At 69.5% G+C, this 11,835-nt stretch carries 10 protein-coding genes; all 10 read right to left on the minus strand.

Features of this window, described 5'->3' with window-relative positions; translation table 11 throughout:
• Nucleotides 1-27: 27 nt before the first annotated feature.
• Nucleotides 28-981 carry an ROK family protein gene (locus DW298_RS05070; protein WP_136041371.1) on the minus strand — a complete coding sequence of 318 codons (954 nt, stop codon included), beginning with the start codon at nucleotides 979-981 and terminating at the stop codon, nucleotides 28-30.
• Nucleotides 978-2,645, minus strand: coding sequence for an ABC transporter ATP-binding protein (locus DW298_RS05075; RefSeq protein WP_136041372.1), 1,668 nt, complete (start codon nucleotides 2,643-2,645; stop codon nucleotides 978-980). The genes DW298_RS05070 and DW298_RS05075 overlap by 4 nt, the downstream gene beginning before the upstream one ends.
• The gene (locus DW298_RS05080) at nucleotides 2,642-3,520 is read right to left on the minus strand and encodes an ABC transporter permease (protein ID WP_231481714.1); all 879 of its coding nucleotides are present in this window, start codon (nucleotides 3,518-3,520) and stop codon (nucleotides 2,642-2,644) included. The genes DW298_RS05075 and DW298_RS05080 overlap by 4 nt, the downstream gene beginning before the upstream one ends.
• Nucleotides 3,517-4,536 carry an ABC transporter permease gene (locus DW298_RS05085; protein WP_136041373.1) on the minus strand — a complete coding sequence of 340 codons (1,020 nt, stop codon included), beginning with the start codon at nucleotides 4,534-4,536 and terminating at the stop codon, nucleotides 3,517-3,519. The genes DW298_RS05080 and DW298_RS05085 overlap by 4 nt, the downstream gene beginning before the upstream one ends.
• Before the next feature lie 12 nt (nucleotides 4,537-4,548).
• On the minus strand, nucleotides 4,549-6,357 hold the full coding sequence (locus DW298_RS05090; protein WP_136041374.1) for a peptide ABC transporter substrate-binding protein: 1,809 nt from the start codon (nucleotides 6,355-6,357) through the stop codon (nucleotides 4,549-4,551).
• A gap of 156 nt (nucleotides 6,358-6,513) precedes the next feature.
• Nucleotides 6,514-8,001, minus strand: a complete 1,488-nt coding sequence (locus DW298_RS05095) for a M81 family metallopeptidase (RefSeq protein ID WP_136041375.1) — start codon at nucleotides 7,999-8,001, stop codon at nucleotides 6,514-6,516.
• Nucleotides 8,002-8,083: 82 nt separating this feature from the next.
• Nucleotides 8,084-9,259, minus strand: a complete 1,176-nt coding sequence (locus DW298_RS05100; protein ID WP_136041376.1) for an ROK family transcriptional regulator — start codon at nucleotides 9,257-9,259, stop codon at nucleotides 8,084-8,086.
• Nucleotides 9,260-9,335: 76 nt separating this feature from the next.
• Complete coding sequence (locus DW298_RS05105; protein WP_136041377.1) at nucleotides 9,336-9,683, minus strand: hypothetical protein; 348 nt, start codon at nucleotides 9,681-9,683, stop codon at nucleotides 9,336-9,338.
• A gap of 60 nt (nucleotides 9,684-9,743) precedes the next feature.
• A complete protein-coding gene (locus DW298_RS05110) occupies nucleotides 9,744-10,502 on the minus strand; it encodes a glucose 1-dehydrogenase (RefSeq protein ID WP_136041378.1) in 759 nt (252 codons plus the stop codon).
• A 21-nt stretch (nucleotides 10,503-10,523) separates the two neighbouring features.
• Nucleotides 10,524-11,835: NAD(+)/NADH kinase (locus tag DW298_RS05115; RefSeq protein WP_136041379.1), on the minus strand; the 1,312-nt coding region annotated here is incomplete at its 5' end.

Here is an 11,835-nt window from a genome sequence, read left to right on the forward strand (position 1 = left end):
CAGCGCGGAGCGCGGCAGCGCGACGCGTCAGACGAGGGCGCGCTGGCGACGGAGCGCCGTCAGCACGGCGCCGTTGGCCCCGGCCCACTCACCCAGCGTGGCCGGCACGATGGGCGGAACCCGGTGGAACGACGCCCGCTCGCCGACGTAGCGCTCAGCCAGCGTCACGAGCTGATGCGGCGCCTGCGCGAGGCCGCCGCCGATCACGATGCAGCCGGGGTCCACGAGCGCACACAGGGTGAGGATCGCCTCCGCCAGCGCCGACGACGCCCGTTCGACGATCGCGGTGGCCACGGCATCCCCCTCGCTGCTCGCCGCCAGCAGCCCTTCCGGACCGCCCTTTCCGCCGACCGCGGCCCACGCCCGCCGCAGCGCGGGTGCGCCGATGATGGTCTCCAGGCAGCCGCGGCGCCCGCACGAGCACATGCTGCCGTCTGGCTCGATCGTGATGTGTCCGAGTTCGCCGGCCGAACCGTGCGCCCCGGGGACGACCTGGCCGTGCGCCACGTGTGCGCCCGCGATCCCGGTGCCCAGCGCGAGCACGAAGACGTCGTCCACACCGGCACCCGCGCCCCAGGAGGCCTCGGCGACCGCGGCCGCGTGGCCGTCGTTGATGACATCGACCGGGATGCCGAGTTCGGCGCTCAGCTCTGCTCCGAGCGCACGACCGTCGAGCGCGGGGATGTTGGTCGAGCGCAGGACGACCCCCGCCGCCTCATCGACGAGTCCGGGGATCGACAGCACCACGCGTTCGAGGTCGGCATCGCCGCGGAGCACACCGGCGATCGCCGCCAGCCCGTCCACGGGCGAGTCCTTAGGGGTCGCGTGCCGGCCGCGTGCGAGCGGCGTCGGCGGCGCATCCAGCGACACGCGCGCGGGCGCGAGCAGGTGCTTGACGCTCGATCCGCCGACGTCGAGCCCGAGCACGACAGGGCCCGCACCGCGCAAAAGGGTCGATCGGATCGGATCTCCCCCGGTCACGGGGCCATCACCCGGGCGGCCGCACGGGCCTCCCGCCGCAGCGCCTGCTTGTCGGGATCGGGAACCGGCACCGAGGCCAGCAGCCGTCGGCTGTACGGATGCTGCGGCGCCAGGAGCACGTCGTCGGCGGAGCCGGTCTCGACGATCTCGCCCTTGAGCATCACGGCGACCCGGTCGGAGATCTCGTGCACGACGGCGAGGTCGTGGCTGATGAAGAGGCATGCGAAGTGCATCTTCTCCTGCAGGGTGCGCAGCACCTCGAGCACGGCGGCCTGCACCGAGACGTCGAGCGCCGAGGTCGGCTCGTCGGCGATGATCAGCTCCGGCTCCAGGGCGATGGCGCGGGCCAGGCCGATGCGCTGACGCTGCCCTCCGGAGAGCTCGTGCGGGTAGCGCGAGGCGTAGTTCGTGGGCAGCTCGACGGCATCCAGCAGTTCCGCGACACGGGTGCGACGGGTGCTCGCCGAGGTCGGGAAGCGCCGACGCTGCACGAGCAGCGGCTCGGCGATGGCCTCGCCGACGGTCATGCGCGGGTCGAGGCTGGAACCCGGGTCCTGGAAGATCGCGCCGACGCGCCCGCGCAGCGCACGCTCCCGCCGCCCGGAGACACCACCGCGCCCGACCTTCTCGCCGAACAGGGTGATCCCGCCGCTCGACAGGGGCAGCAGTCCCAGTGCCGCGCGTCCGAGGGTGGACTTGCCCGATCCGGACTCGCCGACGAGGCCGAGGATCTCTCCCGGCGCGATGCGCAGGCTCACGCCGTCGAGTGCGAGGAACGGACGGCCGCCGCGGCGATACGTGACGCTGGCGGCATCCAGCTCGAGCACCGCGGCCGGGATCTCGGTCTCGGGTTCCCGCTCGATCACGCTCGCGATGTCGGGAAGCGACGGCACGGCGCTGAGCAGCTTCTTCGTGTAGTCCTCGCGCGGCGCGGTGAGCACGGTGCGGGTGTCGCCCACCTCGACCATGGTGCCGCGGAACATCACGGCGACCCGGTCGGCGATGTCGGCGACCACGCCCATGTTGTGCGTCACGAGCAGGAACGCGGTCCCCGACTCGGCCGCGAGGCCGCGGATCAGGTCGAGGATCTCGGCCTGCACGGTCACGTCGAGCGCGGTCGTCGGCTCGTCGGCGATGATCAGCTGCGGCTCGCAGGCGAGGGCGATCGCGATGACCACGCGCTGACGCTGGCCACCCGACAGCTCGTGCGGGTAGCTCTTCGCCCGACGGGCGGACTCGGGGATGCCCACGCGACGGAGCATCTCGACCGCGCGCTCCCAGGCCTCGGCCTTGGTGATCTTGCGGTGGTTGAGGATCGCTTCGGTGATCTGGTCGCCGATCCGCATGCTCGGGTTGAGCGCGGTCATCGGCTCCTGGAACACCATCGAGATCTCGGCGCCGCGCACGGCGTTCATCTCGGCTTCGGCGAGCGGCAGGAGTTCGCGCCCGGCGAGCCGGATGGACCCGGTGACCGTGGCCGAGCGCGGCAGCAGCTTGAGGATGGCCATCGCCGTCACGGACTTGCCCGAACCGGACTCGCCGACCAGCGCCAGCACCTCACCGGGGCGGACTTCGAGATCGATGCCCTTCACGGCCTCGACCGATCCGTCCTCGGTGCGGAACGTGACCGAGAGGTCGGAGATCGACAGCAGTGCGTCGCTCATGCGGCACGCCCCTTCACGTCGAAGAAGTCGCGCAGGCCGTCGCCGATGCTGTTGAAAGCGCAGACGGTCAGCACGATGCAGAATCCGGCGGGGAAGATCAGCCACCAGGCGCCCGCGTACGTGTAGGTGATACCGCTGGTGAGCATGGCGCCCCAGTCGGTCGCCGGCTTCTGCAGCCCCATGCCGAGGAACGAGATGTAGGCGACGAGCAGGATGGCGTCGGCGACCTGGAACGTGGCGTTCACGACGATCGTGCCGACGGTGTTCGGGACGATGTGCTTGAGCACGGCCCGCGAGTGCGTCCCGCCCATGGCCCGCAGCGCCAGCACGTATTCGCGCGACTTCAGCGAGATCGACTCGGCGCGCACGAGACGGGCAGGGACCAGCCAGGAGACCAGGCCGATCACGCAGATCATCAGCGGGACGCTCGGGCGCAGGATCGCCGAGAGGATCAGCAGCAGGAACGTCGCGGGGATCGCGATGCCGGCGTCGACGACGCGCATCATCACGGTGTCGACGGCACCGCCGACGTAGCCCGCGATCGCGCCCCAGAGGGTGCCGATGACGGTGGCGAGGATGCCGGCAGCGAGGCCGATCAGGATCGAGATCTGACCGCCGACCATGAGGCGCCCGAGCACGTCGTAGCCGACGTCGTCGGTGCCGAGCGGGTGTCCGGGGCTGCCCGGCGGCAGCATGGTGCTGCGCAGGTCGGTGTGGATCTGATCCGTCGGGTGGATCAGCGGACCCAGGAAGCAGAAGAGCAGGAACAGCACGATGGTCACGATGCCGAAGACCGCGAGCTTGTTCTGCAGGAAGCGGCGCGTGCCCCGCTGACGCGGGGTCAGCGTGCGCATCACGATGGTCGTGGTGCTCACGAGAGCTCCTCTCGGGTGCGCGGATCGAGCAGCGCCTGGATGATGTCGGCGAGGAGCGATCCGATGACCGTCGCGAGCGCGATCACCAGGATGCAGCCGATCAGCACGGGGTAGTCGGAGGTCTGAGCCGAGGTCCAGAACAGCAGCCCCATGCCGGGGTAGTTGAAGAGCGACTCGACGACGATCATGCCGCCGAACATGACCGGCAGGTAGTAGCCGAGCATGGCGATCACGGGGGTCAGGGAGTTGCGCACCACGTGGCGGGTGATCACCACGGGCACCGAGGTGCCCTTGGCCCTGGCGGTGCGGACGTAGTCCTCGGAGAGGTTGTCGATCGTGGCGGAGCGCATGTACCGCGAGAACGTCGCGATGATGCCGAGTGCCGCGGTGAGCACGGGCAGCACGAGGCCGGCCGGGTTCGACAGCACATCGCCGACGGTCTCGCCCTGCGGCGCCTGGGCGGGCACGAGCCGCAACCACTGGGCGAAGACGATCACGAGGATCAGGCCGAGGAAGAACGACGGCGTCGAGTAGACGATGAAGTTCCAGGTGGTCAGCGCGTAGTCCGCAGCCTTGCCGCGGCGCACCGCCTGGAAGATGCCCATCGGGATGGCGATGATCAGCGCGAAGAGCATCGAGATGAGGGCCAGGATCAGCGTCTTCGGGAGGCGCTGACCGATGGCATCCGCCACGGGGCGGTTGAGTTTGAAGGAGTCGCCCAGGTCGCCCTGGACGAGCTGCAGCAGGAAGTTGAAGTACTGCTGCCACAGGGGCAGATCGAAGCCGTTCTCCTTGTTGAAGGCGTCGATCTGCTCCTGCGAGGCCTGCATGCCGAGGATGCCGGCGGCCGGCCCCTGCGGCATCGCGAGGTGGAGCAGCGCGAACACGATCAGCGTCACGATGAGGATGACGATCCCGCCCTGGCCGACCCGTCGCAACAGGTACCACCAGAACCGCGGGCCGCCGGCCCTCTCCTTCTTCTGCTGCGCGTTCTGCGCTGCTTCCACCACGCTCATGTCACCTGCTCGTTACTTGGTCCAGGACCAACGCTGCGGAAGGAACGACGCGCCCGGATCCTGGTGGGCGATGTCGAGTCCGTCACGGACGACGGAGACCTGGTAGACCGGGTTCGGCATCCACATGACCGGGAGGTCGGTGGCGAGGTACTCGGAGTACTTCTTCGCGATCTCGGGGTCGGTCGAGAACGCCATCGCCTGGACGAGCTCCTCGGCCTCGGGGTTGTCGTACTGTCCGGCGTTCCACTTGGTGTCCTTCGCGAAGACGCGCTCTCCGGTGGCGTACGGCGGGAAGTACCAGCTGCCCGCGGTGCCGAAGAAGACGAGCTCCCACGTGCACGAGCTGCCGGTCTTGCACTCCTGCGCCTGCGTGAGGACGGTGTCGAGCGGCTTGGAGTCGATCGTCATCTTGACGCCGATCTTGCCGAGCGACGACTGGATCTCCGCCATCATGTTGTCGGTCTCCTGCGAGCCGTTCTGCGTGGTGACGACGATCTCCGCCTTGTCACCCGCAGCGATTCCTTCGCCGCACTGGCCCTCGGCCGCACCGGCTTCGGCGCACTCGAGCGTGCCGTCGGATCCCTTGACCCAGCCGTTGTCGGTGAACAGCTTCTCGGCCTTCTTCAGGTCGAACGGGTACGGGTTGTCCTTCTGCACGTCGGACAGTCCGCTGGAGTCCGCGGTCTGCGGGATGGGACCGTAGTCGGGCGTCGCGGCACCGTGCCAGACGACCTCGGAGATGGTCTCCTGGTCGATGGCGTGCTGCAGTGCCTGGCGCACGTAGAGCTGCTTGTAGAAGGAGCCCTTCTCCGGGTTGGCGAAGTTGTACGGCATGTACGTGATCGACCAGCCGGCCCACGGCTCGATGCTGTAGCCGAGGTCGGTGAACTGCTTCTCGTTCGTGAGCTGCGAGCTGGTGACATAGCCGTAGTCGACGTCACCCGAGCGCACCACGTTCATCTCGGCGTCGGCAGAGGTGAACGGCAGGAACTCGACGTTCTCGATGCTCGGCTTGTCCTCGCCGGTGTACTCCTTGTTGGCGGTGAGTTCCACCAGGCCCGAGTCCGACCAGCTCTTGACCGTGTAGGGACCGGCGACGGTCTTCCACAGGTCGTTGGTGGCGTAGGTCTTCATGTCCTCGGCCTCGGAGAAGAGGTAGTCGAGCACCGCGGTCGCACCGGCCTGGTCACGGTCGTGGTCGCCGATCTCGCCGTCGGCGCTGGTCTTGTCCCAGACGTGCTGCGGCATCGGGTACATGAGGCTGAGCTGGTTGCCGAGGAGGAACTCCTCGTTGTAGACCTTGTCCATCGTCAGCGAGAACGTCTTGTCGTCGATGGTCGTGAACTCGGTGATGTTGTCCGGCATCAGGCCGGCGGAGTAGCCACCGGTCTTCTCGCCGTTGAAGCGGACCAGGTTGTACCAGAACTCCACGTCGCGCGAGGTGACGGGCTCGCCGTCCGACCAGTCGAGGTCGTTCAGCGTGATGGTGATGGTCTTGCGATCCTCGGAGAACTCGTAGGACTTGGCGGCGGAGGCCAGTTCGTCCCAGCCCATCTCGCCGTCGACGCCGTTGTACTCGAACAGGCGCGGCCACATCGTCGCCTTGATGGCGCTGTTGTGGGTGGCCATCTTGTCGGGCGACGAGATCGGCAGGATCCAGTTGGGTCCGGTGCCGACCTGCAGCGCGAAGCTGACGGTGTCCTTCTCGCCCGAGCCGGTGTCGCCGTTGGCGCCGGCCTGACAGGCGGTGAGGGCGAGCGTCGCGACGGCGAGCGCACCCAGGGGGGCGAGCAGCCGGCGGCGCAGCGACTGAGATCGCATGTAAACCTCCTTGTTCAACGCCTCGTCACCCAAGGCGTTCGTCCGATTTATGACGTACTTTGAATCATGCCCGAACTAAGTTCAGGGCAAAAGTCGGTCTTGTTACGTTTAAGTAACTAACTTTCTTCGATTGCAGAGAAAAGCCGCAGAGTCGCGTCAGCCGACCATCTCGGCGGCGAGATCCGGCGCCTGATCGAACGCGTCGAACGGATGCATCGGCCGCTGGATGCGGTGGTGGCCGAGGCGCTCGAGGTCCTGATCCACGCCGCCCGGGGTGAGGGCCAGCGTCCAGCCGCGCATGATCGCGTAGAACTCCGGCTCGAGGTAGCCGATCTTCGTGACGACGATCTGCGCCGCGACGGGGTCGAGTCCGATCGAGGTGAAGTCGGAGACGTCGTGGTACGCCTTGCGGAACTCCGTGACGATCACGTGCAGGCCGCCGACGCGGATCACCGCGATGCCGCCGGCATCCACATCGCCCTCGTGCAGGCTGTGCAGCACACCCTCGACAAGGACCGGTCCGTGTGGGCCGCTGTCGACGCGTGCGCCGACCTCGACCGACACCCGCTCCCCCACCGCGTGGCCGCGGAGGATGTCGAGGGCGCCCTTGTCGAACACCGAGGCGCACAGCGTGACCGGGGCGTCGTCGGACGTGAGCTCGGGCTTCTGCAGCAGCTGCGCGAGCGTCCAGGTGACGTCGCCCGTGCCGCCGGCGCCGGGGTTGTCGCCCGAGTCGCTGATGAAGTACGGGGTATCGGTGGCGGCGAGGCCGGCCGCGACCCCCTCGTCGAGCGTGCCGGGAGGACCCACGAACTCGAAGTCGTCCCGCACATCCCAGAACGCGCGTCCGAGCTCTTCCGCGGCGAGCGCGGTCGCCTCGTCGTCGGTGCCGGTCACGACCACGGTCGCGTGGCAGCGCGGCTCATCGGCCCAGGCGTAGCCGATCCAGATCGCGGCATCGGTGATGCCGGGCCGCGCCTCGATCTCGGGGATGCGCGCGTACAGGCTCTTGGCCGGCTCGACGCGGGTGCTGGTCTTCTCCCCCGGGAGAAGGATGGGCACGCGCACCCAGGCGCGGCGCGGGGTGACGCCGCTCTCGAGCGCCTCGACGAGGTTGCGGATCGCGCGGTCGCGGGTCTCCCAGGTGTCTTCGTGCGGAGCCAGGCGGTAGCACGTGATGATGTCGACGTTCTCGATCAGGGTGCGCGAGACGTTGCCGTGCAGGTCCATCGACGCCGACACCACGACATCGGCTCCGATCACCTCGCGGATGGCAGTGATCAGGTCGCCCTCGGCGTCGTCCATGCCCACGACGCTCATGGCCCCGTGGATGTCGAAGAACAGGCCGTCGAGCTTCTCGCCGTCGGCCACGAGTGCGCGCAAGCCGTCGCAGATGCGTGCCTTGATGCTGTCGTACACCTCGCGCAGCACCGCGCCGCCGGGGATCGAGCGGGCGTAGTAGACCGGCAGCCACTCGGCGCGGTCGCGCAGCTCGCCGTCGCGCAGGGAGTCGTAACGGGTGATGAGTTCTTCGCCCTCCACGCGCAGGAAGTCGCGTTCACCGGCGCGATGCGGCGAGAAGGTGCTGGACTCGATGGCCATGCCGGCGATGGCGATGCGCGGGAGCGGAGACGTCTCGGTCATACTCCGAGTCTAGATCGGACCTCGAAGCAAAACCGCCATCTTATTCCGCATGGTCGCGAACTTGGGCCGATAATCGAAGCTATTACGCAGCTGTGGTGCGCAGTTCCTCGTCGATCCGGGCCGGGTCCAGCATCCGCTCCAGCAGCTCCCAGGCCACACCGCGGGCACCGGCGAGCGCGCCGGCCCGGCTCACACCGATCTCGAGGGCATCCGTCGACATCGGCAGGCAGAGGGTGAACAGCGCCTGCCGCACGCCCGCGACGAACGCGTCGGCCGTGGCCAGGCGCCCGCCGAGCGCGAGCGCCTGCGGGTTGAAGAAGTTGATGATCGTGGCGAGCACCTCTCCCGTGCGGGCTCCGGCCTCGCGCAGAGCGGAGGTGGCCTTGGGGTGCGCATCCTGAGCGAGCGCCAGCACGTCGTCGAGGGTCTCGACCGCCACACCCGAGTCGCGCAGCGCATCGACGATCGCGGCGCCGCTGGCGACCACGTCGAGGCAGCCGACGCGGCCGCACGAGCAGATGATGGGCGGGGCGTTGTGCAGGGCGACGTGGCTGATGTCGCCCGCGACCCCGCGGTATCCGCGGTAGACGGCGCCGTCGAGGATGATGCCGCAGCCGATGCCGCTGCCCGCCTTCACGAAGACCAGCTGCTCCTGCTCGCTGCCGCGCTCGATGAACTCGCCGACCGCCATGGCGTTCGCGTCGTTGTCGATGAGGAACGGCAGCCCGGTGACCGAGCCGAGCACCTCGCCCACGTCGACGCCGTTCCACCCGGGCATGCGCATCGGCGCCAGCAGGCGCGAGGTGCGCGAGTCGACCGGGCCGGGCAGACTCATCGCGATGCCCTCGACAGTGAGGCCGCCGTTGTCCTTCGCCAGCTTCTGTGCGCACTCCCACACCTGGCTCACGACGCTCTCGACCCCGTCGAGGAGTGACACCTGCGCGACGGTCGAGGCCACGACCTCGGCGCGACGATCGAAGAGCGCGACCGTGGCGTGCTTCTCGCCGAGCTCCACGCCCGCGACCACGCTGCCCCCGGCTTTGACCGTGAGCACACGGGGGCGGCGGCCGCCGCGAGACTCGCCCTCGCCGTTCTCCTCGATGTAGTCGTGGGCGATCAGCTCTTCGACGCGGAGGGCGACGGTCGAGGGGGAGAGTCCGGTCAGGCGAGCGAGATCGGCGCGGGACTGCGCCGCCCCGGTGCGCACCAGCCGGAAGATCTCACCCTCGGAATGTACGGTCTGGGTAGCCGGTGCCACGGTGTCCTCGAATCATCTTGTTTCGGTAGTCAAACAAAGATAGCCCTAGGACTGGAGGAGTGTCACCCCCTGCGCGTCACTCGTCGTCACCGTCCGACTCCTCATCCAGCCATCGGAGGACAGCGGTCCGGTCGTCCGCGAGGGAGCCGGGTGCCTCCCCGTTCACGGACATCGCGTCGAGGATCGGGCGGTAGGCGCCGGTGCCCAGTCGCACCAGCACTCCATCCGAGCGGCCGCGCTCGATCCCGAACCGGACGCGGTGCGTCCCGCGCTCGAGCAGCAGTTGCCACACGTCCATCTGCACCGGACCGGTGAGCTCGCACACCGACCATCCGCTCTCGAGCAGGCGGCGCGCCAACCAGGCCGCGGGTTCGTCTCGCGGAGCCAGGTGGTCCAGGAACTCGGCGACGTCGGGGGTGCTCACCCGGTCAGGGTACGGGAGTGGGCATGTGACGCGCGGGGCGCCGCGACGGCGCGGCTGACGCTAGGCGATGCCGCCGCCGTCGACGACCATCGCGGAGCCGGTGACGTACGAGGAATCGTCGCTCGCGAGCCACACCACCGCCTGCGCGACCTCGCTCGGCTCACCCATGCGACGCAGTGGGCGGTCGGCGGCCTCGGCGAGGAACGCGTTCGTGTCCTGCGCCAGCTGGCGGGCCTCGTCGCGGAGCATGCCGGTGTTCACATCACCGGGGTTCACGGAGTTCACGCGGATGCCGGCCGGGCCGTGGTCGATCGCGAGCGCGCGGGTCATGTTCACGACCGCGCCCTTCGACGCGCAGTACGAGATGGCCTGGCCGCCGCCCTTGAGGCCCCAGCCGGAGCCCGTGTTGATGATCGAGCCGCCGCCCGCCGCCTCCATGATCGGCACGATGTGCTTGCACATGAGGAAGATCGAACGCACGTTCACGCCGAACACGCGGTCCCACTCCTCGACGGTCGTCTCGACCGCGGTGGTGCGGCGGATGATGCCGGCGTTGTTGAAGACGACGTTCACGCCACCCAGCTCGGCGACCGAGGTCGCGACGACCCGCTCGATGTCGGACTCGCTCGCGACATCGGCCGCGATGGCGATCGCGGTGCCGCCCGCCGCACGGATCTCCTCCGCGACGGCTTCGGCGGCCTCGACGTTCAGGTCGACGACGGCCACGGCCGCGCCCTCGGCGGCGAGCGCGATCGACGTGGCACGACCGATGCCGCCGGCGCCGCCGGTGACGATGGCCTTCTTGTTCTCGAGACGCATGGGGTGTCCTTTCGGGTTCGTTCAGACGAGGGAGGGGTCGGGAATGAGCTCGGGGGCGGTCACGGGGTAGAGGCTGCTGGTGCCGACGCCGGTGACGATGCGCACGTGTCCGGCGAGTCTCGCATCCAATTCGGGGTCGCCGGTGTCGACGAGGAGCGGTCGTCCGTGCAGGTCGATGAGCTTCTGCTCGGGGGCGACCACGAGGAGGGGGTCATGGCCGAGGGCACGCACGACGGCCGCGGAGAGCTGCTGGTTGCCGCGGCCGAGGAGGAAGCCCTGGCCGCCGATCACGGTGATCACGGCCTGCGCCGGACCGCGTGCGACCTCGGCGAGGAGCTCGTGCTCACTCGCACCGCGGACGATCACGGCGCCGTCGAGCACGACATCCACTCCGAGCGGAGACCCTTCGACGCCGAGCCGCCGGGCGATCTCGGCCGTCGTGCCGCCGGGGCCCAGGAGATAGCGCACACCAGGACGCATGCGGGCGACGGCACCGCGGGCAGCAGCGTCGACCGCTGCCGCTTCGGTCGCCGGGGTCGGGGCCTTGCGCGCCTGGGTGCGACCGGCACGATACGGCACCCGGAGCATGCCGTAGAGGGTGGGCTCCACGCGGGCGCGGCGCATCGCGACCTCGTCGATGTCGAGCACCTCGCGGTCGTCGGTGGGGAGACCACCGCGGTCGACCCAGTCGGCGGCGATCGCCCCCGCCGCGCGGGGGCTGACCGCGAACACGGGCGAGTACATCTTCACGCCCGCCGGAATCCCGAGCACTGCGGGCAGCTGGGCGCCGGGCTCGGGCATGCACGCGGGGTCGGCCGCACCGAGCCCCGCGACCGCGTCTCGCAGCGTCCCGTCGCCGCCGACCACGAGGATCAGGTCGACCCCCGCCGCGACAAGTGCCGCCACCGCCCGCGAGGTATCCCCCGCATCCGTCCTCGCGTCCGCGTCCGCGTCCGCGTCCGCCTCCGGCTGCGCTTCCGCCTCTCCGCCGAGTGCACGGGATCCTGCCGAACGCACGTGTTCTTCACGCGAATACGCCGTGCGCTCGGCACCAAGCCGTGCACTCGGCGAAGCCTGGACGGCGGGAAGGACAGCGGGAAGAGCGGCGGGAAGGACAGCGGGAAGAGCGGCGGGAGGTGCGGCGGGAAGGACAGCGGGAAGAGCGGCGGGAGGAGAGCACAACACACGGGGGACCAGGCCGGCGGCGCGGACGGCATCGGCGCCCATGCGCCCGGCGACGGTCGCGACCACGAGCCCCGGATGCCGCTCCGCGAGCGTCGTCAGGGCGATGACCGCCCGCTCCTGCACGCGCGAACGGGCGCCGCGCGCGAGG

It is taken from the genome of Microbacterium sp. A20 (assembly GCF_004794515.1).
Classification (GTDB): Bacteria; Actinomycetota; Actinomycetes; order Actinomycetales; family Microbacteriaceae; genus Microbacterium.

Coding starts and splice junctions, on each gene's coding strand:
- DW298_RS05075 (WP_136041372.1), bottom strand. CDS start 2,645: ATGAGCGACGCACTGCTGTCGATCTCCGACCTCTCGGTCACGTTCCGC.
- DW298_RS05085 (WP_136041373.1), bottom strand. CDS start 4,536: ATGAGCGTGGTGGAAGCAGCGCAGAACGCGCAGCAGAAGAAGGAGAGG.
- DW298_RS05095 (WP_136041375.1), bottom strand. CDS start 8,001: ATGACCGAGACGTCTCCGCTCCCGCGCATCGCCATCGCCGGCATGGCC.
- DW298_RS05090 (WP_136041374.1), bottom strand. CDS start 6,357: ATGCGATCTCAGTCGCTGCGCCGCCGGCTGCTCGCCCCCCTGGGTGCG.
- DW298_RS05110 (WP_136041378.1), bottom strand. CDS start 10,502: ATGCGTCTCGAGAACAAGAAGGCCATCGTCACCGGCGGCGCCGGCGGC.